Here is a 22,843-nt window from a genome sequence, read left to right as displayed (position 1 = left end):
TGTATCTATGAAAACGACACCTCGACCGAGCCGAATGCGCCGAAATCGACGTTCATCGTGTCACCCGGCGCGACTGCCATGGGTGCCACACACGCCCCCGTAGTGACGAGCTGTCCGGGCTGCAAGCACTCGCCAACGCTGTTCAATTCATTGGCAAGCCACGTAATCGCAATGCACGGGTCGCCCAGCACATTCGCGCCACTGCCCTCGCCCGCAAGCAAGCCGTTGCGATATGCCGCGACCTTGTGCGACACGAGATCGGCGCTACGCCAACCCTCTGCAACCGCGGGACTGACGACAAGCCACAGCGCACACGCGGCATCGGCGATCAGTTGGGGCGCACCGACTCGCGCGAAGTCCTCGTAACGGGAATCAGGCACTTCGATCGCGAGGTGAAGCGTATCGACCGCATCCATGACTTCGCCTGTCTCATACGGCCGGCCTCGGGGCGGCAGCGCGGACTTCATGCGAAAGGCAAACTCCGCTTCGGCGACGTTCATCACGTTTGTTTTCATCGGCACGGTCAGTCCGCCAGCGATCACATGCTCGGATAAAAGCCGCGCAGCGATGGGTCCATCCACGCCGATATGCTCCTGTCCCGCCTTGCTTGTCGCGGCGATCTTCCACCCGGCCACGAGTCGCCCGGACAGGCGCGCGGCCTCCGCCTGAACCGCGTACGCGTCAGCGCGGCTCGCGGGCCTGCAGCTCTCGGGTAGCGCGACAAGCCGCGTGCGGTCGCGGGCATTTTTCAAAAGCGTGCTGGCGGCTTCGTGCAACTGATGCTGGTTCACGTCTGCTCCTTGATCGCATTCGCATGCGTGGTTTGATCCGTTGGTCTGGCTTCAATGCATGCCGCCCAGATACGCGGCCTGCACCGCCTTGTTGTCGCGCAAGGTGACGGCCGGTCCTTCAATCGCAACCTTGCCGTTCTCGAGCACATATCCGTAATCGCTCACCTGCAGCGCAGCCGCCGCGAACTGCTCGACGACAAGCATCGTCACGCCATCTTGCTTAAGACGCTCGATTGTCCTGAACACTTCGTCCACGAGCAGGGGGGCGAGGCCCATCGATGGTTCATCAAGCAGCACCACTTCCGGGTCGAGCATGATGGCGCGCGCCATCGCAAGCATTTGCTGCTCGCCGCCAGACAAGGTTCCCGCTTGCTGCGTCGCGCGTTTCCTCAGGATGGGAAAGAGGTCCATGGCGCGTTCGAGGTCACTTTTGATGTCGCCCTTCCTGCGCTTGCCGACGAACCGCGCGAACGCGCCCAGTTCGAGGTTATCCCTGACCGACAGAGTGGGAAACACATGGCGCCCTTCGGGACTGTGCGCGAGCCCGAGCCGTGCGACCTTGAAGGACTCGAATTGCGTGATGTCCTGCCCGTTGAGCATCACAATGCCCGCACGGGCGCGCAACATGCCGGAGATCACACGCATGGTCGTAGTCTTGCCCGCGCCATTCGAGCCGATCAGGCTGACCACGCGGCCCTTGGCGACTTCGAGCGAGACCCCATGCAGCACTTCGGTGGTGCCGTAACCTGCGTGTATGGAATCGATCCTGAGCATGATTGCGCGTCTCCTAGGCCACAGTCGGGGTAGCGATGGCCGCACCCGGCGCAACGGCCGGTGCGCCGAGATACGCTTCAATCACGCGGCGGTCGCGGGAAATATCGGCGGGCGCACCCTCGGCAATCTTCTGTCCGAAATCGAGTACCGAGACACGGTCGCAAATCGCCATGACCAGGTCCATGTGATGCTCGATCAGGATCACGGTAATGCCGTGTCCGCGAATCTTCTCGATCATCTGCCGCAGTTCCGGCAAGTCGGCGGGCCGCAGGCCAGCGGCGGGTTCATCGAGGAGCAGCAAGGACGGCGACGTACCCAGCGCCCGCGCTATCTCGAGCAGGCGCTGCTTACCGTACGGAAGGTTGCGCGCCTGCTCGGCCGCAAGATCGTGCATGCCGACAAAACCAAGCAACGCCGCGGCGCGCACACGTGCCGCCTGCTCTTCCCGGCGAAAACGAGGCGTGCGGAATATCACGTCGAGCAGATTGGCATGAAAGGTCTGGTGCAGTCCGACCAGCACGTTCTCGAGCGTGCTCATTTCCCCGAACAACTGAACGTTCTGGAACGTGCGTGCAATGCCTTTGCGTGCAATCCTTGAAGGCGTCAGCCCGTTCGAGCGTTCACCATTGAAGTCGATGTTGCCGCCGGTCGCGGCGTACACGCCGGTGAGCACGTTCATCATCGTGCTCTTGCCCGAGCCATTGGGCCCGATCAGTCCATGCACGGTGCCGCGCATCACCTTGAGAGAGATGTCGTTGAGCGCGCGCAGGCCGCCAAACTGCATCACGACGCCCGATAAGTCGAGCAGGCACTCCGCTGGCGAAGCCAGGCGCAGCGCCGCGTTTCCCCACAGCTCTTCTTGCGGCACCTCATGTGGCGGGCGGCTATCCGGGGTTGCGGTCCGCAGCGCCCTGGCCGCACTCCAGTTGCGTGTAAGCACCCTGAAGTAACCTGCCACGCCTTCGGGCAGGTAATACACCACGCCCAGAATAATCAACCCGAAGATGGTCAGGCGCTGGCTGACGATGTCGCTGACGGTGAACGCAAAGCAGACGAAAGCAGCCACCGTGACGACCGGCGCGAGAAGCGCGCGCATAGTGGCGCGTTTGCTGCGATAGACATGCACTGCAAGCACGGCAACCACGACCGCGATCACAACAGTCAGGGCGCGGAACAAGACGATATCGGACAGCAGATTCGGCAGGATCACAATGGTCGACGCACCGATCACCGTGCCCACGCGCGAGCGTTTTCCGCCCAGCGTGACGGCGAGCAGGAACAGCGTGGAGAGCTCCATGGAAAAGGTATTCGGGGCAATGTATTCCTCGGACAATCCATACAGCGAACCAGCCAGTCCGGCGAACGCGGCGCTGATCACGAACGCGATCACCTTGTAGCGGTAGACCGACACGCCCATGCAGTCCGCCGCGACCGGGCTGCCGCGCAACGCGAGGAACGCGCGGCCATAGTGAGACGACATGATCCGCGACACGACCAGCATTGCAAGTGCGGCAACGGCCAGCACCACGTAGTAGAAGTCGGTGGCGCTCACCAGATGACCGAGGACCACAGGCTTGCTGATCGCAAGACCTTGCGCGCCGTTTGTCAGGAAATCCATTTCATTGAGCAGGATCTGGACAATGGTTCCGAACGCCAGCGTCACCATCGCGAGATACGGACCGGTCAACCGCAATGCCGGCACCGCGAGGATGGCGCCGGAAAAAGCAGTTATGGCGATAGCGCAGGGAATCGCTATCCAGAAGGGCAGCCCCGCTGTGGCAAGCAGGATGCCTGTGGCGTATGCACCGATGCCAAAAAGACCGGCATGCCCGAGCGACACTTCCCCGGTGTACCCAACCACGATATCCAGCCCGAAGACCACGACGCAGTAGATACCGATGATCACGAGCAAATGGGTGTAATACGGGTTCTGGCTAATTAGCGGGAATGCCGCCAGGCCGACTATCATGAGCCATGATGCAAGCTTCTTCGATTGCCCCATGTTCACACCTTTTTGATTGAAGTTCTGCCGAACAGACCGGCGGGCTTGATCGCCAGGGCAGCAAGCAGCAACAGCAGGCCAGGCACATCCTTATAGCCGCTCGATACGTAATAGCCGGTGAATGTCTCCGCGACGCCCAGAATCACGCCCCCCGCAATGATCCCCATGCCCGACGTCAGCCCGCCGATGATGGCGACAGCAAACGCCTTGAGCCCGAGCGTCGCCCCCATGTCGGCGCCGGCAACCGTCAGCGGGGCAATCAGGATGCCCGCGAAAGCCGCGCTCATGCACGAGAGTGCATAAGAAAACGTCACCACCAGACGCGTATTGATACCCATCAGGCCGGCAGCATCGGCGTCACTGGCGGTGGCGATCACCGCGCGTCCATAGATGGTCTTGCGGTTGAACACCTCGACCGCGGCCATCAGCGCGAGCGCGCCGGCGATCACAAGCAGTTCCATTGGCAGGATGCTTGCGCCCCAGACTGTGATACGCGTGTCGGGCAGCGGCGATGGAAATTTAAGATCGTCAGTACCCCAGATGTTCTCAGCCATGTTTGTCATGATGATGCCGAGCGCAATGGTCGCCATGATCCAGCCTTCGCTTTTCGCCGCGACAGCCGAGCGCACGCTGATACGTTCGGTGATCACGCCGACAATCGCGCCCATCACAAGCACGATGGGAATCATCAGCCAGTAGTTGCCGACATGCTGCAGGATCGTGAGACCCATCAATGCGCCGACGGCAAGCGCCTGCCCCTGCGCGAAATTCATGGTGCCGGAGGTGGCGAATGTAAGCTGGTAACCGAATGCGGTGACCGCATAGATCATTCCGACGGCACATCCGCTTACAATGATCTGCAAGATGACGTTCATGCCTCGTTACCTCGAAAGCAGCAAGTGGAGTGACTCGCGCGGCGGCGTCCGGAGATTCGCCGCGCGGGCAAGACGCCTGGTGTAGGGCGTCGCAGGAGAAAACTGCCTGCGTGGATCAGCGCGCGGCCTGCGCTTGGCCTTCGTCTATTTTCACGACCATGCCGTTCTTGATTTGCGCCATGACCGCCACCGATGCATCCCGGATCGCGTCATGATCGGTCTTGGAAAACGGGTGGTCGTAGGTCATGATCAGGCCGTCCATCTTCTCGTGAAGGTCTTCGAGCGCATCGCGCACTTTCGGGCCATCGGTCGTGCCTGCCTGTTTCATGGCCGCTGCCATCAGATAGGTCACGTCATAACCTTGCGCCGCCCACACCGCACCCGGAATGTAGTCCGTGTGATAGACCTTCTTGTACTTCTCGACGAATTCCGTGCGTCGCGGCGACGTGTTCGCCACGAAGGTCTGCGGAAACCGTGTGCCGTCGGCATTGGCGCCCGCGAGCTGGATATAGTTCGGCATGGACAATGTCCAGCTACCGATAATCGGCGCCTTCCAGCCAAGCTTGGCCATCTCGTTCACGATCTGCGCGAGTTCAGGCCCTTCGCCGTACGTCAGGATAGCTTCCGCACCTGCCGATTTCGCGCGCAGTACTTGCGAGGTCATGTTCACGTCACCCTGATTCCACTTTTCGACATCGACCGGCGTGACGTCAAGCTTTTCAAGCGCCGCGGTCATGTCCTGCCGGCCGAGCTGACCGTAGTTCGACGAGTCCGCGAAAATGGCGACCTTCTTGTAGTGGTCTTTCACAACCGCCTCGTTGGCGATCATCGCGGACTGGATCCGGTCGACCAGCGAGACCCGGAAGATGTAACTCTTCGGATAGGCCGAGGTCATGAAGACCTTGGTCACCGACGTGCCACTCGGGCCTGGCGTGAGCAACGGAATCTGCGCGTCCTGATAGACCTTCTGGCTCGCGAGAATCACGCCGGTCGAAATGATGCCGACGCCCGCCGCTATGTGCTCCTTGTAGACCAGTTCCTGCGCGACTTGCAGTCCGCGTGCGTTATTGGCTTCGTCGTCGCGCTCGACCATCTGGAGGGGCCGCCCGAGTACGCCGCCTGCGGCGTTGATTTCATCGACAGCGAGTTTAATGCCGTTTCTCATTGAAAGGCCCATGGGCGCCGACCCACCGGTGAACGGCCCGGATACACCGATCTTGATGGGGTCGGCCGCGTGCGCCGCGACCGTCAGGCTCGCTGCGAGCGCCACAGCAAGCAAGCGCACATTTTTGGATTTGATCAGCATGATTTTGTCTCCTGTGACTGCATCAATTGCAGCGGATGGGTGAGCCTGTCTTCTCGCCGCGTTGCGCCTGGCACCTGCAATGCAATGAGTCGACAACCTCCGTCTACCCCGTTTGGCGCGCGCTCTTTGCCCCGGTCATGCAAGGGGATACCGGCGCGTCGCCGCCCTGCCCGATGTTTTCGCGAGACCCGGATTCAGGTCTCGATAAAAAATCGTTATCCTTATTAATAAATAAAGTTCGCTTACCAAAAACTGCATGAATCTCACGTCAATGAATGTGATAACCGCCGTTGACGTCCAAGACCACCCCGGTCACATAGCCGGACAAGTCCGATGCCAGAAACAAGCAGACGTTTGCGACATCCTGCGCGGTACCGAGCCTTCCGAGCGGCGTGCTGGCGGCGACCGCCTGTTTGCCTTCGTCGGTGATTTTTCCCAGCAGCAGTTCCGTATCAATGAGTCCCGGCGCGATCGCGTTGGCGCGGATACCGTCGGGCGCGAGTTCACGCGCCATCGATTTGGCGAGCGCCTGCACCGCCCCCTTCGCCGCCGCGTAATGCGGTCCGCCAAGCACCCCGCCGCCTCGCTGTGCCGCGAGCGATCCCATGCAGACGATCGCGCCGCTCTTGCGCGTGCGAAAATGCGGCACGATGGCGCGCGACATATTGAAGGTGCCTCTCGCGCTCACGTCCATCACCAGGTTGTAATCATTCATCGTGCTGTCCATCAGCCGGTCCGGCTGGCTGATGCCCGCGTTATTCACGAGAATGTCGACCGCACCGAACATTTCGAGAATCTCCTCCACGACCTGCTCGCAACGTGCGGCATCCCGCACGTCGCAGGCAAAACCCCGGTGCTGCTTACCGATCATGGCAGCAGCCGTACCAGCCGCGTCTTCGTTCAGGTCGATCATGGCGACGCGCGCGCCATGCGCCGAGAACAGCTTCGCCGTAGCGAAGCCGATTCCTTTCATAGACGCACAGCCCGTTACGATCGCGACCTTGTCTTTCAATAACATTGCGTGTCTCCGGTAATGATGAACTGTCTGGCCCTACACCGTCAGCACCACGGAGCCCACGGTCCTGCCCGCTACAATGTCTGTATGCGCCTTCGCCGCGTCCTTCAGTGGATACGCATTGCCGACCTTCACGCGCAGCGTGCCGTTCTGGATCAAGCCGAACAGCGCGGCAGCACCCTCGCGGAAATCGGCAGCGTCCGCGGTGTACTGTGTCACGGTCGGCCGCGTAATGAAGAGCGAACCCTTGCTGCGCAGATGCATCAGCGAGACCGGTCCTGGATCTCCCGAAGGCCAGCCGAACGACGCGATCAAACCAAAACGGCTGGCACAATCAAGCGAACCCTCGAAGGTCTCGCGGCCAATGCTTTCATACACCACCGCGACGCCTTTGCCGCCCGTTACTTCGCACACCTTATCGACGAAGCTTTCCTGCGGGATCACGACAGCATGCAGGCAACCGAACTCGCGCAGCACGTCGGCCTTCTCCTGCGAGTTGACCGTACCGATCACGGTTGCGCCGAGATGCTTCAGCCACTGCGTGAGCATCAGGCCAACACCACCCGCTGCCGCATGAACGAGTACCGCATCACCGGGTTTGATGGTGCGCAGCCTCGTCGACAGGTACCACGCGGTCAGCCCACGAAATAGCGCACCGGCAGCGAGATCGGGCGCGAGCGTTTGATCAGGCAAGCGGAAGATGCGCTCGCCTGGCACCACGCGCTCCTCGCCATAACTTCCCGCGGTGAAATACATATAAGCAACGCGATCGCCTTCTTTCACATGCGTCACATTCGCGCCGGTTTCTTCCACGATACCGACGCCAGCAAAACCAAGCCCGGTAGGCAACGTGGCAGGCATCTCACCGGCACGGATCTGCGTATCGATGTAATCCACGCCGATCGCTTCATGACGCACACGCACGTCATCGGCGCCTACTGTCTGCGCGGGCTCCTGGACCCAGCGCATGACATCGGGGGCCCCGGTTTGCTCGACGACGAATCGTCCATATGTTCTGTTCATTCGTGCACTCCAGACGGTATGACTAACGGTTCAATGGGTTGGCAAGATTGCTTACTGAGCGGTCCATCCGCCATCTACCAGCAGCGAAGCGCCGGTGACCATCGCGGCTGCCGGCGATGCGAGATAGACTGCCGCCGCCGCGATGTCGCGTACGTCGGCCATGTGCCCCAACGGGATTTTCGACACCAGGAACTCGCGCTTTTCCGGCGTGTCGACGATGCTGCGTACCAGTGCCGTGTCAACGAAGGTCGGCCCGATGCTATTGACGCGAATGCGCTCGGGCGCAAGCTCTATCGCCATCGCTTTGGTGAGTCCTTCCACAGCGTGTTTCGTCATGCAATAGGCCGTGCGGTTGGGGGAACCTATGTGGCCCATCTGCGATGAGATATTGATGACAGCGCCGCCCCGGGCGCTGCGTCCTTCATCGCGCAACATGCGCTTCACAGCGGCTTGCGCAACCACGAAATACGCCTTCACATTCAGATTGAGGACCACGTCGAGGTGTTCGTCGCTGACATCTACAAAAGGCTCGGGAATATTGGTGCCCGCGTTGTTCACGAGGATATCGAGCGCAGGCAATGCGTCGATCAATGCGCGGATCGCGGCCGAGTCGGTGACGTCGCACACTTGCACGTGGGCCCGTCCTCCACGGCTCGTGATCTGTGCCGCGACTTCTTCGAGTTGCCCGCGCGTGCGCGCCACAAGTACGATTTCCGCTCCGGCGTCAGCAAGCGCCTGCGCGATCGCAGCGCCAATGCCCCGCCCCGCTCCCGTCACGAGCGCAACACGCTGGTCGATCCTGAACTGCTGCATGGTCGGGTTTTCGGATATTCGGGTTGTCATGGGAATCTCCGGCTCGGTAGTAGATAGCATCGGGCGTTAGCGGATCACGAAAGGGTCGGGTGTCTCCTTCGCCGTGCTGATCCACACGCTTTTCGTCTGCAGGTATTCGCGGATCGCGTCCATGCCGTTCTCGCGGCCAATGCCCGAACGCTTGTAGCCGCCAAACGGCGACATGTAGCTGACTGCGCGGTACATGTTCACCCATACCATCCCCACCTTCAGGCGCTTTGGAAACTCGAGCGCGCGCCGCAAGTCGGACGTCCAGACACCGGCAGCCAGTCCATAAAGACTGTCGTTGGCAATTGCCGCGGCCTCGTCGTCATCCTTGAACCGGATGCAGCTCAGCACCGGTCCGAATACCTCTTCCTGCGCAATGCGCATGTCGTTGCGCACCTCGGAGAAAATGGTCGGCTCGACAAAAAGTCCTGCGCCGCATTCCGGACGTGTAGACGCGTTCCCGCCAAGCCGGCATTGCGCGCCTTCATTGCGGGCAATGCCGATGTATTCCAGGATCTTTTCGTATTGCGGCGGTGTGGTGACCGGACCTACTTGTGTCGCGCGATCGGACGGGTCACCCATGCGCGCGCTGCGGGCAAATGCGACTAGCCGGTCCACGAATTCATCGTAGATGCTGTCTTGCACCAAGAGGCGCGAGCCGGCTACGCAGGTCTGGCCCGTCGCCGCGAAGATGCCGGAGATGGCGCCCTTCACGGCGTCGTCGAGATTCGCATCCGCGAAAACGATGTTCGCCGATTTGCCGCCCAGTTCCAGCGTGACGTGCTTGAAGTCTCGCGCCGCTGCTTCGTAGATCTTCTGGCCGCCAAACTCACTGCCGGTGAAACCGATCTTTGCTACCTTCTTGTGCTCGACAAGCGGCGCCCCGACTTCCGCGCCGTACCCCGTCACCACGTTGAGCACGCCGGGAGGAAAGCCGGCTTCTTCGAAGAGCTTGGCCAGTTCGAGTGCAGAAGCCGACGTGTATTCGGACGGCTTCAGCACAAAGGTATTGCCAGCCGCGAGTCCGGGCGCGAGCTTGTTGACAGCGAGCAGGAGCGGAGAATTCCACGCCGTGATCGCCACGCACACGCCAAGCGGCTCATGTGTGGTGTAGTTGAACGTGTCGGACTTGTCGATGGGCAAGACCGCGCCTTCTATCTTGTCCGCAAGGCCCCCGAAGTAGCGGAAGTATTCGGGCAGATAGCCGGTTTGGGCCCGCATCTCCGTGATCAGCTTGCCGTTGTCGCGCACTTCGATCCGCGCAAGCTTGTCGGCATCGCGCACAATGAGATCCGCCAGCCTGTGCAGCAGCAACCCGCGTGCACTCGCTTTCATGGCTGACCACGGCCCTGAGTTAAAAGCCTTGTCGGCTGCTTGCACCGCGCGCTCCGCGTCCACCTTGCGGCCGCGCGGCAGTGTCGCCCAGGCCTGCATGGTGTATGGATCGGTGGTCTCGAACGTCTCGCCGTCCGCAGCATCAGTCCACTCGCCACCGATATACATCCGGTACCGCTCAAGTCCTGCCGCCGCTTTTGTTGCCGTGTTCATACTCGATACTCCTGACTGAGAGGCCATGGTCAGATCACGCCAAGATCGGTCAGTACCCGCAAATCCTCTTCAGTCAGATTGAGGTACTTTGCATAGATCTCGGCGTTGTCTGCGCCGAGAGCGCGACCTGCGTGCCTGAACGTGGCCGGGGTTTCGGACATCCGTGGTACAGCGGCAGGCACGGTCAGCGGGCCCGCACGCGGATCGTCCACCTTCAGCAGATTGCCGCGCGCCGCATACTGCGGATCCTCGAATATCTCTCGAATCGAGTAAATCTGCGCACATGGCACGCCGCCCTCGCGGGTTTTATCGATCACTTCTTCAAGCGTGCATGACGCCATCCAATCGGCGACGAGCGCATTGACGCGATCGCGGTTCGCCACGCGGATAACGCTGGTCCTGAATTCCTCGTATAGTTCGGGACGGCCCATCACGACAGTCAGCCGCTCGAACATCTTGTCGTTGGTACACGCAAGCGCGACCCATTCGCCCGTGCGCGTCCGATAGTGGCTATGCGGGACGACATTGACCGTATCCGCGCCCATGCGGCCTCGCACTGAACCGTATTTGGCGAACGCCGGTGCAATCTCATCGAGCAGGCGAAAGACAGACTCGTACAGGCCGATATCGATGAACTGCCCCCTGCCGCTTTGATCACGGGCGCGCAATGCCGTGAGCACGCCAATAGCGCCCCACATGCCCGAGATATAGTCAGCCATCGAGGTCGAGCCAGGGACGACCGGCGGACCATCGGATTCTCCAGCCAGATATGAAAGCCCGGCGAACGCATGCGCAATGCGCGCGAAGCCAGGCTCTTCCCGTTTCGGACCTGTTTGCCCGTACGCGCTGATGCGCAGCATGATCAGGCCGGGATTTATCTCGCGAAGCGCCTCGAAACCAAGTCCCCAGCGCTCCAGCGTGCCAGGACGAAAGTTTTCGAGCACGATGTCCGACTGCGCTACAAGCTTGCGGAACACATCAGCGCCTTCGGGTTTGCGCAGATCAAGCGTGACGGTCTTCTTGTTTCTCGACTCGCTCAACCATACGAGACTGTCGCCGCATTCGGTGACGGTTCCGAACTGACGCAGCGCGTCTCCCGTTTTAGGCTGTTCGATCTTGATCACCTCAGCGCCAAAATCCGCAAGGATGGTGCCGCAGAAAGGAGCCGCAACAAAGGTCGCTATGTCGAGGACCTTCAGGTTGCGTAACGCTGCTGGCGCGCTGGGGCCATTGTCCGCGGAGTGCGCTGCTGCTGACTTGTCCAATGCCATCGTTTGTCCTTGTCCTTTAACGGTTCGAAGACTTCCCGCTCTAATGGACACAGACTTTACGACCGCTCCTTGGGCCCGACAAACGCATTTATCTTCATTATTATGCGATTCAACCGCATAATAAAAACACCTTTCACAAGGGTTCGAATGTGTCTCAAACGCTTGGTGCAAGCGGCTCTCGAAGTCATGACAGGACGTCCCCGATACGCCACTCGGCTTTCAGTGATCCGAAGCAAACGGTTGGCGAGCGGACTTGGCGCGCAGGAGATAAGGGTAAATCTGTAGTGTTCGATTGCGTCCACACTTTCTGTTCTATCGCGCTTATTATGCGGTTTTCCCGGCCCTCCCCTTGGTGTCGAATGAAGCCTTCCATCAAGCCGCTCAAGAACATCAACCTCAAGCTCCTGCAGACTTTTATCCTGGTCGGCGAGCACGGCAGTTTCCGAATCGCAGCGGAAAAATCTTTCAAGTCTCAGTCCGCGATCAGTTCTCAAATCCGTCAGCTCGAACTGCAGCTTGGCGTGGACCTGTTTCATCGGACAACTCGCAGCGTGCGTCTGACAGATGAAGGCGACGAGTTGCTGCAGTGCGCACAACGAGCGTTGCTGGAAGTCGATTCAGGCTTGCGGAAGATCCAGGAACTCGCGGACATCCGGCGCGGACGTGTGTCGTTATCGTGTTCGCCGACCATTGCCGAAACGCGCCTTGCCCCGGTGCTCGCGGAGTTCGAGCGAGAGTACCCGGGCGTCGATATCTTCGTGCGCGAGCTGACTTCCGAAGCGCTCTTCGACAGCGTCCGAAAACGCGAGGTCGACTTCGGAATCGGCCCTATAGTGAACGTTCCGGAGTTTCATTTCGAACCCGTTCTGACCGACGCGTTTTACGCGCTCGTGCCCAAACGCTTCATCGCGACAAGCCGCAAGACCATTGATCTCGCGACACTTACCAACATGCCGCTGCTGGTACTCAACCGCGCAACGGCCTTGCGTTCAATGCTTGAGGAGATCATGTCCGAGCGGCATCTGTCATTCACGACCCGTTACCAGTTCACGCAGGCGCAGACTCTAATATCGATGGCCAATGCGGGCCTCGGCGCGGCCATCCTGCCGGAAATCGCGCTGCCCGCCGAACCCGATCCCACCACCTATGTGCTGCGGATCGTCAACCCCCCGCTCGCACGTCAGATCGCGGTCATCACCACGCGCGGCCGAAGCTTGTCACCCGCTTCCGGACGGCTTGTCCAGTTGCTCAAGCAACTGATCGGCGGCCCGGTCACAGCCAAGCCCGCTTATGCGATGGAATGAACCGGATCGTGGTTAAGCGGAAAAACCGCATAATCAACGCAATAACCTCGTTTGTCCGCAGCCCGCGCTCAGCTTAAAGTCACCCGACATGATTCGGCCCGCATCCGCGGGTACGCACCCACAAGCGAGGAACGGCACCATGGCAGACAAGGAACGCCGCGGCAATTTCTTCGAGGATTTTCATCTGGACCAGGTCATCCGGCATGGCACGCCGCGTACCGTCACCGAAGGCGATGCGTCCATGTACGTCGCGCTCACGGGCAGCCGCGCCATCACACACTCGTCAGCAACGGCGGCTCAAGAACTCGGCTTTACAAGCCGCCCCATCGACGACTTGCTCGTCTTCAATATCGCTTTTGGCAAGACAGTTCCCGACATTTCGATGAACGCAATCGCGAACCTGGGTTACGCGGAAGCGCGTTTTTTGTGCCCCGTCTATGCCGGCAACACGCTGCACTGCGAAAGCGTGGTGATCGGCTTGAAAGAGAATTCGAGCGGCAAGAGCGGCGTGGTGTATGTCCGCTCTACTGCATATCGCGAGGACGACCATCCGGTGATCACTTGGGTGCGATGGGTGATGGTTCACAAACGAGTACAGGGAAAAACTGCTTCCACGCCCGAAGACACGGCGCGCAAAGCGGCTTCAAAAGAACATCGCGTCCCCGCGTTATCGGCGTTCGTTCCCACCGACAAACTCCTGCCGCATGCACGCCTGCGCTCGAGCGAAGCGATTCAGGAACTGGGCGAGACGACCGGGTCGCTCGATTTCTGGGAGGACTATGCGGTCGGCGAGCGCATCAATCATCCATCGGGCGCGACCGTTGAGGAAGCGGAGCACATGCTCGCCACGCGGCTATATCAGAACAACGCGCGTCCTCACTTCGACGCACTCGCGATGAGGGATTCGCGCGTGGGGCGGCGGCTCGTCTACGGGGGCCACGTGATCTCCGTTTGCCGCGCGCTCGCGTATGATGGCCTGGAAAACGTGCTGTCCATTCTTGCGATCAACGCCGGCACGCACGTTGCGGCAATCGTTGCAGGCGATACCTTGTATGCCTACTCCGAGGTCGTAGACAAATGGAAACTTCCCGGACGTACCGACGTCGCAGCGCTTCGTTTGCGTCTGGTTGGTCTGAAGAACACCTCGCCTTCGAAGGTTGAACGAGCGATTGAAGAGACCGACGGCGTGCCGGCTTATCACCCTGGCGTTGTTCTCGACCTGGACTACACCGTGTTGATGCCACGCGCTCAAGGAGCGCGCCTGCGCCATAGCTGACGCATCGTCCGTGACCGGCTGCGAGCGACGATGCGCGCGGCCTTTACTGCACAGTCCATCCGCCATCGACTGGCATGGCCGCGCCTCGAACCTGTCCCGCCGCTTCGGAGCACAGAAACACGACCAGCGCGCCAATCTGCGCGGCTGTCTGGAACTGACCTGTCGGGATTTTTTCCGCGATCATCAGTTCCTGAGCCCGTTCCTTTGATATGCCGTCGCGCTCGGCCCAGTCGTCTATCTGCTTTTGTACCAGCGGCGTCAGGATCATGCCCGGGCAAATCGCATTGCAAGTAACGCCGGTCCGGGCTGTTTCCAGCGCAACCACTTTGGTTAGTCCGATCACCCCATGTTTCGCCGCTGCATACGCAGACTTGGTGACCGAGGCCACCAGTGCATGCGCCGACGCGATATTCACGATGCGCCCCCAGTTGCGCTCTTTCATCTGGGGCAACACGGCCTTGATGGAATGAAAATTCGACGATAGGTTGGTCGCAATGATGGCGTCCCATTTCTCGTCGGGAAATTCATCGATTGGCGACGTGAACTGGATGCCCGCGTTATTCACGAGGATATCCACCTGCCCGAGCTCGCGTGTGCATTGCGCGATCAGTTCGCGAACCTCGGCGGCGTTGGCCATGTTGGCCGCGCTGTAAGCTACGCGGCAACCAAACTCCGCAGCCAGTTCCGCGCGTTGGGATTCGACGGAGCGGGCGTCGCCAAAGCCGTTGAGCATGACGTCGGTGCCGGCTTCAGCCAGACATCGCGCAATGCCAAGACCAATTCCACTGGTCGAGCCCGTAACGAGTGCAACCTTGTTTTTCAGCGTGTTCATGAGAGTCATTCAAATAGGAACGGGTCGGAAGTCATGTCCGCAATGCTCAGGCAGGTTGTGCATTGAGCTTCTTTTTCCCTGCATCGATAATCGTTTGCAGCCTGCCTTCAAAGAATGAGGCGGGACGCAGGATGCGTGATTCCTGATGCAGGATCAGTGGCATGAGTTTTTTCAGATAGTCCTGCCAGTCCGGGTCGGCGACCATCTGGGCGCGCAACGCCACACGCTGGTTGATGTCGTCGAACGCCCACAAATGTACGATCAGATTCAACGTGCCGATATCTGACGAGTAATAGCCCACCATGGCGGGAAGATGCCGCGCCTGGATCGCCATGCCCTCTTCCTCGTATAGCTTCAGGAAATCAGGCGTTTTTCCCGGGATGATTGTATAGATTCTTTCTTCAACAAACATGATCTGAATATCCTATGTGTTGTACTAACTATATTGATTTGAACCGAAGAGACTCCCCGATTCATCGATTTCAGAACGACCGTTTACGCTCAGGCATGCTCGGACACGCTTACCGGAATCTCGGCGCGCCCGCGCCGTGCGTCTTCCAGAATCATCTGCGACGCCTTTTCCGCAATCATGATGGTCGGCGCATTGGTATTGCCGGATGTGATGCTCGGCATGATCGAGGCATCGACTACGCGGAGATTTCCAATGCCATGTACGCGCAGACGGTCGTCCACCACCGCCATGGCGTCGTGGCCCATCTTGCAGCTTCCGACCGGGTGATACATCGGCTGCGCATTGGCACGCAGATAAGCCATCAGATCTTCGTCCGAACTTACGCCAAGACCTGGCACTGTTTCTTTCACGACATGACTGGCAAACGGCTCGGCGGCAAATACCTTGCGCATCCACCGCACTCCTGCCATCAGCACCTGACGATCGGTTTGCGCCGTAAGATAGTTGAACAAGATCTGCGGCGCCACCATCGGGTCCGATGAATCGAGCCAAAGACGTCCACGCGACTGCGGCCTGCTCTGGCTGCACGATGCCGTGACCGCAGGGACGTTTTCGGCCGATATCGTGCCGTCCTTGCGCACCAGAATGCTGAACGGACGGAACTGCATCTGCAAGTCGGGGCGATTCAGGCTCGGGTCCGAACGAAGATATGCGCCAACCTGCGCGGCCGCGCTCGTCAGCAAACCCTGACGTGTTGTGATGTAACGCAACACGTGGGGCAGCAGTCTCAAATTCGAGGAGATCTTCCGGTTGATTGAAAATTCGGGCGATACCTGCGCAAGATAATGCACATAGGTGTGGTCGTGGAGGTTCTCTCCCACGCCCGGCAAGTCATGCACAACGCCAATACCCAGCGAACGCAAATGATCGGCAGGTCCGATTCCGGAGAGCATGAGAAGCTGGGGCGAGTTGATCGCTCCGCCAGACAAAATGACTTCGTGCGCTCGCGCCTCATGGGTGGCGCCATCGGCCGTGAAGCGTACCCCGATCGCGCGACGTCCTTCGGTCAACACACGCTGCACGCGCGCGTTCACGCAGATTTCCAGATTCGGGCGCTTCTTGACGGGGTTGAGGAACGCGGTGGCCGCGGATTCGCGTACGCCTGATCGGAGGTTCAATTGCAGGAACCCGATGCCTTCGTGCGTGGCGCCGCTAAAGTCCCGATTCAGCTTGATGCCAATGCGTTGCCCGGCTTCAACGAATGCCCGCGACGCCTCGTGCGGCGATTTCAAGTCCTCCACGCTCAGTTCGCCCGTACCACCGTGATACATACTGCTGCCGCCTTCGTAGTTCTCGCTCTTCTTGTAGAGCGGCAGCACGTCGGACCAACCCCAGCCGCGATTTCCGAGGTCGCGCCAGTGATCATAGTCGTCCGGGTGACCGCGCATGTAGACCAGGCCGTTGATTGAGCTTGAACCGCCCAGTGTCTTACCACGCGGACAAGCAAGCACGCGATCATTGAGTCCCGGCTCCTTGCACGTGGAATATCGCCAGTTCACCTTCGGGTCCGAGATCAGGCGTGTCATGCCGGCTGGAATGCGAATCCACAGTTTGTCGTCTGCAGGACCCGCCTCGAGCAGCAGCACGCGGGTGGTGCGATCGGCGGATAACCGGTTCGCCAGCACACATCCCGCAGACCCCGCGCCGACAATGATGTAATCGTATTGTTTAGTCGTTGTCATCTTGCCTGCTGCGCTCCTTCTTTATCGGTCAAACAAAAACTTTCCTATGTACGTACTTTACGCACGGACGCGTGCGCCTACTATCACAATAGTCTTGACGATTCTTCGGTTTAGCCGATCAATCGTGCAGCATGGAATCATTGCGCGGTCCACCCTCCGTCGGTCGCAAGACACGTCCCGGTGATCATGGCGGCAGCCGGCGACGCCAGATAAACCGCGGCGCTGGCCACGTCTTCCACGCAGCCAAGACGCGCGAGCGGTATGCACGAGACGAGCGCGACATGCTTCTCGTGCGTGTCCACAATACGGCGAATCAGAGGGGTATCGATGAAAGTCGGCGCAATGCTGTTGACGCGGATGTTGCGCTGCGCAAGCTCGACCGCCATGGCTTTCGTCAAGCCTTCAACGGCGTGCTTGGTCATGCAGTAGGCGCTGCGCTCGGGCGCACCGACATGTCCCATTTGCGAGGAGATATTGATGACGCTGCGCCCTCCGGATCGGGCCGTATTGCTTTCCAGCATCTTCTTGACGGCCGCCTGGGCCACGACGAAATACGAGCGTACGTTCAGCGTGAGCATGGTGTCGAGGTGCTCCGCCGAAACGTCGACGAACGGCCCCGGATAATTGGTGCCTGCATTGTTGATCGCGATATCAAGCGATGGCAGCGTGCCGATCAGCGCGCGCATCGCGTCGTTGTGGGTGACGTCGCACGGCGCGACCATCACGCGCCCGGGTCCGGCCTTGCGTGCCTGAGCCGCTACCTCTTCGAGCTTCGACACGGTTCGCGCGACGAGTATCACGTTGGCTCCCGCTTCTGCGAAAGCCAATGCAATCGCGGCGCCAATCCCTTCGCCTGCGCCGGTCACGAGCGCCACCTTTCCATCCAGCCTGAATTGCCGCATGGGGTCCTTGCAATGGTCCAGACATTCTTCTTTATGCGGTGCGTGCACGGCTAAGTATCCTCGCGGCTCGTTCTATGACTGGCGCATCCACCATCTTTCCATCGAGCGAAAACGCACCAGCGCCGCTGCCCGCCCGATCCACTACACGCGCGGCCCACTCCAGCTCGGCGTCCGATGGAGAGAAGCATCGGTTCACATCGGCCACTTGCGCGGGATGAATACAGAGTTTGCCGCCAAACCCAATGCGCCTTGCATGTTCGCAAGCGCGCTGCAATGCCTCAGGCTCGTGAATGGATAGGGCGGGGCCATCGACAGGCATGTCTATGCCGCCAAGCCGCGAGGCAAGCACAAGCAGTGATCGATAGAACAACAGTTCTTCGCCGTCTCCTTGCACGTTCAGGTCGAGACAAAAATCGACCGTGCCGAAGAGCAGCCGCACCGTCTGCGGGTCTGCGGCGATGCTTCCTGCATTCGCAATCCCCGCAGCGGTCTCGATGATCGGCAGGACAGGTTTGGCTTCGTGCAACGCGTTTCGAACGGCGTCGAGTTCACGCGCGCCCTCGGCTTTCGGCAATACAATGCCCGTCACGCCCGCCGATGCGCATAACGCCATGTCCTGCGCAAACCACGCGGTGTCCGCAGCGTTCACGCGCAGCAGCGCATGACCGCCGGCATCGAAGAACGCACAGGCGGCATTGCGGGCATCGTCTTTCGCGTCGGGGGACACGGCATCTTCCAGATCGATGATGACGGCGTCCGCCCCCGAGGCCGCTGCCTTGGCGAAACGCGCGGGATGCGTCGCGGGAACAAAGAGATAGGAGCGAATGAGCGTGGCGTCCATGGTCCCACGGCTTGGAGACGGAAATGAGGGCATCGTGGGATTATCGATGGAGAACGGTTGGATCCGACTTGGGACCGGCGACAATACCGGCATCGTGAAGCTTGCCCACGGCTGCGCTATCCAGGCCGAGCACGCTGCTCAGCACCTCGTCCGTATGCTGCCCGAGCAGCGCCGCAGGACGCACTTCGCTACGAGCCACTCCTTCGGCGCGCACGGGCGTGCCAGCGGCCCAGTGTTCACCAACGCCCTCCGTGCTAACGCGCTGATACAGCGGATTGTTGGCACCGACGCGATTGTCGTCACGCAACAGTTCGCAGACGCCGCGGTACGGTCCCCAGCACACACGCGATGCATTGAAACGTTGTTCGATCTCGTTGTAGGAGCGCGCAGCGAACCACCGCTCGATAAGCACCGCGATGGCTTCACGCGCTTCGTATCGATGCGATTCCTTATTCAGGTCCTTGTCCAGCCGCGCGGATAGTTCCGCAATCGGACCGGCGAGTTCGCAAGCCTCGACCAGTGCTTTCCATTGCCCCGCCGATATGCCGGCAATCATCAGCCGCTTGCCATCGCGCGTCACGAAGTCCCGGCCAAAGGCGCCATAAATGAAGTTGCCAATGGGTTCGCGCTCGCGTCCGAGCACTTCGGCTTCGGTCATGATGCCGAGATGAGAAAGCATCGAGAACGCGACGTCGGAGAGCGCAATTTTCAGCTCAGAACCTGCACCTGTCGCGCGGCGCGCCATCACAGCGCATGTCACCGCCAGCGCGGCCTGGTATGCGCAGCATGCGTCCCATGCGGGGAACGTGCTGTTCACTGGCGTCGGATGCGCGTGGCTTGCTGGATGTTCACGCTTACCTTGGACGAATGGATATCCTGTTGCGCAATTGACCGTGTAATCCACCGCCGTTGAGCCGTCGAAGTTACCTTGTATCGTACAACTGATTAAATCATCGCGCTGCGCCGCGAGCGTCGCATGACTGAGCCATGGAACGCCCACGTTGGTCAGCAAGATTCCTCCGTCATTGCCGGGTGCCGTAACCAGTTGCTGGACGAGCTCACGACCGCGAGGCTGGCGAATATCGATCGCAATGGATCTCTTCTCCTTGTTCAGGCCGGTCCAGTAGAGGCTGCGTCCCGACGGTGCCAAGGGCATGCGCGCATAGTCGATACCCCCGCCGATCATATCGATCCGGATCACGTCCGCGCCAAACTGAGACAACGTCAACCCCGCCAGCGGCGCCGCAATGAACGCCGAGCTTTCGATGACCCGGACCTCGTTAAGAAATGGATAACTCATGATTGGGAGTTCAAATGTCCGACCGTCGCGGTCGCTTCCATCGTGACGAATCCGTGCGCGTCGCGCGTCCATAGATGCGCGCCGGATCCATCAACCGCTGGCTTTCCGCACAACATCACGGGAGCCCCGTCCATGAGCGGCCGGATACCCCTGAACGCAAAGCTCGATAGCGGCATTCGCAGGTGTCGTTGCGCGAAGCCGGCGAGCAGGGTCGCAACAAGTGGGCCCTGCACGACAAGGCCGGCATAACCTTCCTCACAGATCGCATAATCGCGATCGTAGTGAATGCGATGTCCGTTGAATGTCAGCGCGCTATAGCGGAAAAGAAGTGTCGTGTCGGGCGTGAAGCTGCTGCTCCATGCATGGTCGCTCGGCGCCTCTTTTGGTTGAGACGCCGCGGACGCCATTCCTTGCCGACCGCGATACACAATATCCTGATACTCTTCGATAAGAAGCACGTCGTCACGCGTGTATTGATGCCTGACCGTGACAAACACCAGCGGCCCGGACCTGCCGGCGGCTTCTCGAATAGCGGTCACGGTCGAAGTCCGCGTCAGCGTATCGCCGATAACGGGCGTGCCCCTGAAAACCAGCTTGCCGCCGGCCCACATGCGGCGCGGCAATTTCACTGGCGGCAAGAAGCCGCCCTTCTTCGGATGGCCATCGTCACCCAGCGCATCGTGCGCCGCGGGCGACCAGAAATACATCCAATGCCATAGCGGTGGCAAGTTACTGGCATGCAGCGGGTTGGAAGCATCGGTCAAGAGCGCTGCTGCAGCCGCGTTGAAACGAACGGAGTCCAGCGAATCGGTCAGCACCTCCGAGGTTCCAATCCAGCCGCTCAACGAATCTTCGTCCATGTCCCTATGCCCTATTCGTCGTTGCCATGCGAGCAAGATTAAGGGGGCGGCTTGAACCTGACAAACACAATTATCTTGCGGATTATGCTGTTTTTGCTCATGCACCCGCCATCCACTTCGCCTTCATCGTCTTCTTGAAGCCCTGAATTCTCAGCATTCCCATCGCGGTTCCTACGTTGAGCAGCAGCGGAAACGGGCGGAACGCGGCTGCGCGAAAACTTCACGCACTTGCAAGCACCTGCAGCTTCCTCAACAATTTGTCCTTCCTCCAGACTGATATAACAATCGGCGGCGGTGAAATAGCGATCATTGCCGACGGGCGCAGCCAATATCCCGAGGGCAAGGTCCTGGGGTATACGAGACCCGGCAGTACTATGCTGCACGATTATCCGCAAGCAGATCTAACGCTTCTTGGCTTCATTGGGACATCAACGGATCATCGGACACACGCCTGGACCGGCAAATGAGACGCTAAGACTAGCAATGGGAACCCTTATGCACAACAGGCCTATCCGCCTGGCTCGGCGATGGAGAACATCGTCAAATCGGGAAAGATCCGCATTGGAACCAAGTTTGATCAGCCTCTATTCGGACTGCGCAATCTGAGCGGGCGGCCGGTCAGTTTCGACGTGGACATCGGCATGATCATAGCCGCGAAGCTCGGACTCAAGCCCGCTCAGATCGAATGGGTGGAAACGGTATCCGCTAATCGTGTCCCATTCATCCAGCAAGGCAAGGCGGACATGGTGATCACGACGCTGGCCATCACGGATGAACGCCGCAAAGCAATCAGCTTTGCCGGGCCGTACTTGATCCACGGGCAGGACATCATGATCAAGAAGGGTAAACCAGCCGGGATCCACCAGCCTGAAGACATGGACGGCAAGAAAATCTGTGTCCTGAACGGCAGCGAGGGCCGTACGACCCTGGACACCCGCTTCCCGAAGGCACGCGTGATCGCCTTCGACGATTTCTCCAAATGCGGCGAGGCCATAAAAAAGGGTTCCGTCGACGGCGCGGTTATCGGTGCGGCAGTTGAACTGGGCTACGTTGCGAAAGAGCCGGACCAGTTCGAACTGGTCGGCAAGCACCTGACAGTGGAACGTTCGGGCATCGGCATCAAAAAGGGCGACGTCGAATTTTGCAAATTTATCGACGGTGCGCTTAGGGATGCGGGAACGGCTGGCACTTATAAGGCCGCCTATGACGGATCGGTCGGTAAATACCTGAACACGCCGTGGAAATTGCCTGAATTCGACCCTTGCACCTGAGCAACCTTTCCCATCCTGCTAAAAAGCTCTGCACATGCCGACAGTCTTTGCGCATTTGAATGTCTTCTTTGGAGGCGTTGCCGTCACGCTCTCGCTGACGGCGATCGCAGGCGTGCTGTCGATTGCCGGCGGCCTGCTCGTAGCAGTGATGCATATTTATCCGGTGCCAACGTTACGGACGCTTGGCACCGTTTATGTGGAGATTATTCGGAATACACCGCTCACCATTCAGTTTTTTTTCGTGGTGTTTATGTTGCCCTCGCTTGGCGTGTCGCTGTCCTATTTCATTTTTGCCGTGATCGCCCTGTCGGTGTACTACACGGCCTTCTTCGCCGAAGCCATTCGAGCCGGTTGCAACGGCGTCGCAATTGGGCAAGCGGAAGCAGCGCGCTCCATTGGCCTGACATTCTTTGGTGCGTTGCGTCTGGTTGTGCTGCCGCAGGCATTGCGCACCGTGATCCCGCCGCTGATCAACGTTTTCATCGCGCTTGTGAAGAGCACGGCTATCGCGTCCGCGTTCGGTGTAGCGGAACTTCTGACAGTCACTGAGCAGTTCGCCAACGACCATTTCCATCAGATGTAATTGGAATCAGATCGATGAAGCCAGTAGTGCATGGAAGACAACCGGGAAACACCCGAATTGACCATCCGGACCCGA

The 22,843-nt window shown here is 59.7% G+C and carries 22 protein-coding genes; 4 read left to right on the top strand and 18 right to left on the bottom strand.

What is annotated here, in order from left to right:
• Nucleotides 1-5: 5 nt before the first annotated feature.
• The 10 genes from AWB64_RS12910 to AWB64_RS12865 all read right to left on the bottom strand — a co-directional run bounded on the left by AWB64_RS12910 (nucleotide 6) and on the right by AWB64_RS12865 (nucleotide 11,445).
• Entirely contained in the window at nucleotides 6-791 is a 786-nt protein-coding gene (locus tag AWB64_RS12910; protein ID WP_060819467.1) for a 2-keto-4-pentenoate hydratase, read from the bottom strand.
• A 51-nt stretch (nucleotides 792-842) separates the two neighbouring features.
• Nucleotides 843-1,565, bottom strand: a complete 723-nt coding sequence (locus AWB64_RS12905) for an ABC transporter ATP-binding protein (RefSeq protein ID WP_060819465.1) — start codon at nucleotides 1,563-1,565, stop codon at nucleotides 843-845.
• 13 nt (nucleotides 1,566-1,578) lie between these two features.
• Entirely contained in the window at nucleotides 1,579-3,567 is a 1,989-nt protein-coding gene (locus tag AWB64_RS12900; RefSeq protein WP_060819463.1) for a branched-chain amino acid ABC transporter ATP-binding protein/permease, read from the bottom strand.
• 2 nt (nucleotides 3,568-3,569) lie between these two features.
• On the bottom strand, nucleotides 3,570-4,442 hold the full coding sequence (locus tag AWB64_RS12895; protein ID WP_060819461.1) for a branched-chain amino acid ABC transporter permease: 873 nt from the start codon (nucleotides 4,440-4,442) through the stop codon (nucleotides 3,570-3,572).
• A gap of 115 nt (nucleotides 4,443-4,557) precedes the next feature.
• A complete protein-coding gene (locus tag AWB64_RS12890) occupies nucleotides 4,558-5,748 on the bottom strand; it encodes an ABC transporter substrate-binding protein (protein ID WP_060819460.1) in 1,191 nt (396 codons plus the stop codon).
• A gap of 268 nt (nucleotides 5,749-6,016) precedes the next feature.
• Entirely contained in the window at nucleotides 6,017-6,766 is a 750-nt protein-coding gene (locus AWB64_RS12885) for an SDR family NAD(P)-dependent oxidoreductase (RefSeq protein WP_060819458.1), read from the bottom strand.
• Nucleotides 6,767-6,799: 33 nt separating this feature from the next.
• Nucleotides 6,800-7,786 carry a quinone oxidoreductase family protein gene (locus AWB64_RS12880; protein WP_060819456.1) on the bottom strand — a complete coding sequence of 329 codons (987 nt, stop codon included), beginning with the start codon at nucleotides 7,784-7,786 and terminating at the stop codon, nucleotides 6,800-6,802.
• A 51-nt stretch (nucleotides 7,787-7,837) separates the two neighbouring features.
• A complete protein-coding gene (locus AWB64_RS12875; RefSeq protein ID WP_063493210.1) occupies nucleotides 7,838-8,629 on the bottom strand; it encodes an SDR family NAD(P)-dependent oxidoreductase in 792 nt (263 codons plus the stop codon).
• A 36-nt stretch (nucleotides 8,630-8,665) separates the two neighbouring features.
• Nucleotides 8,666-10,174 (bottom strand): aldehyde dehydrogenase, encoded by a 1,509-nt coding sequence (locus AWB64_RS12870; protein WP_060819454.1) that lies wholly within the window; start codon nucleotides 10,172-10,174, stop codon nucleotides 8,666-8,668.
• 29 nt (nucleotides 10,175-10,203) lie between these two features.
• Nucleotides 10,204-11,445 (bottom strand): CaiB/BaiF CoA transferase family protein, encoded by a 1,242-nt coding sequence (locus AWB64_RS12865; RefSeq protein WP_060819452.1) that lies wholly within the window; start codon nucleotides 11,443-11,445, stop codon nucleotides 10,204-10,206.
• A 359-nt stretch (nucleotides 11,446-11,804) separates the two neighbouring features.
• Between AWB64_RS12865 and AWB64_RS12860 the strand changes: the two genes are divergently transcribed.
• On the top strand, nucleotides 11,805-12,749 hold the full coding sequence (locus tag AWB64_RS12860; protein ID WP_060819451.1) for a LysR family transcriptional regulator: 945 nt from the start codon (nucleotides 11,805-11,807) through the stop codon (nucleotides 12,747-12,749).
• Between the two features lie 139 nt (nucleotides 12,750-12,888).
• On the top strand, nucleotides 12,889-14,025 hold the full coding sequence (locus AWB64_RS12855; protein ID WP_060819449.1) for a MaoC family dehydratase: 1,137 nt from the start codon (nucleotides 12,889-12,891) through the stop codon (nucleotides 14,023-14,025).
• A 43-nt stretch (nucleotides 14,026-14,068) separates the two neighbouring features.
• On the opposite strand, the gene AWB64_RS12850 is transcribed toward AWB64_RS12855, so the two are convergent.
• The 8 genes from AWB64_RS12850 to AWB64_RS12815 form a co-directional block, all read right to left on the bottom strand.
• Nucleotides 14,069-14,857: a 3-hydroxybutyrate dehydrogenase gene (locus AWB64_RS12850; RefSeq protein ID WP_244164053.1), complete on the bottom strand. Its 789-nt coding sequence runs from the start codon at nucleotides 14,855-14,857 to the stop codon at nucleotides 14,069-14,071.
• Nucleotides 14,858-14,903: 46 nt separating this feature from the next.
• Entirely contained in the window at nucleotides 14,904-15,269 is a 366-nt protein-coding gene (locus AWB64_RS12845; RefSeq protein WP_060819446.1) for an NIPSNAP family protein, read from the bottom strand.
• Between the two features lie 89 nt (nucleotides 15,270-15,358).
• Nucleotides 15,359-17,011, bottom strand: a complete 1,653-nt coding sequence (locus tag AWB64_RS12840) for a GMC family oxidoreductase (protein ID WP_060819444.1) — start codon at nucleotides 17,009-17,011, stop codon at nucleotides 15,359-15,361.
• A 137-nt stretch (nucleotides 17,012-17,148) separates the two neighbouring features.
• Nucleotides 17,149-17,961 (bottom strand): SDR family NAD(P)-dependent oxidoreductase, encoded by an 813-nt coding sequence (locus tag AWB64_RS12835; protein WP_244164052.1) that lies wholly within the window; start codon nucleotides 17,959-17,961, stop codon nucleotides 17,149-17,151.
• A complete protein-coding gene (locus AWB64_RS12830) occupies nucleotides 17,945-18,754 on the bottom strand; it encodes an HpcH/HpaI aldolase/citrate lyase family protein (RefSeq protein ID WP_060819440.1) in 810 nt (269 codons plus the stop codon). Before AWB64_RS12830 ends, AWB64_RS12835 begins: the two co-directional genes overlap by 17 nt.
• Nucleotides 18,755-18,794: 40 nt before the next feature.
• Nucleotides 18,795-20,054, bottom strand: a complete 1,260-nt coding sequence (locus AWB64_RS12825; protein WP_060819438.1) for a CoA transferase — start codon at nucleotides 20,052-20,054, stop codon at nucleotides 18,795-18,797.
• Entirely contained in the window at nucleotides 20,051-20,914 is an 864-nt protein-coding gene (locus AWB64_RS12820; RefSeq protein ID WP_060819436.1) for an HTD2 family dehydratase, read from the bottom strand. Before AWB64_RS12820 ends, AWB64_RS12825 begins: the two co-directional genes overlap by 4 nt.
• A gap of 38 nt (nucleotides 20,915-20,952) precedes the next feature.
• Nucleotides 20,953-21,297, bottom strand: a complete 345-nt coding sequence (locus AWB64_RS12815) for a hypothetical protein (protein WP_060819434.1) — start codon at nucleotides 21,295-21,297, stop codon at nucleotides 20,953-20,955.
• A gap of 144 nt (nucleotides 21,298-21,441) precedes the next feature.
• On the opposite strand from AWB64_RS12815, the gene AWB64_RS12810 reads away from it, so the two are divergent.
• Nucleotides 21,442-22,185: a glutamate ABC transporter substrate-binding protein gene (locus tag AWB64_RS12810; RefSeq protein ID WP_060819432.1), complete on the top strand. Its 744-nt coding sequence runs from the start codon at nucleotides 21,442-21,444 to the stop codon at nucleotides 22,183-22,185.
• A gap of 34 nt (nucleotides 22,186-22,219) precedes the next feature.
• A complete protein-coding gene (locus AWB64_RS12805; protein WP_060819431.1) occupies nucleotides 22,220-22,768 on the top strand; it encodes an amino acid ABC transporter permease in 549 nt (182 codons plus the stop codon).
• The last annotated feature ends 75 nt before the right edge of the window (nucleotides 22,769-22,843 follow it).

It is taken from the genome of Caballeronia sordidicola, from assembly GCF_001544455.2.
GTDB lineage: Bacteria > Pseudomonadota > Gammaproteobacteria > Burkholderiales > Burkholderiaceae > Caballeronia > Caballeronia sordidicola.
This window is presented reverse-complemented; position numbering and strand designations above follow the sequence as displayed.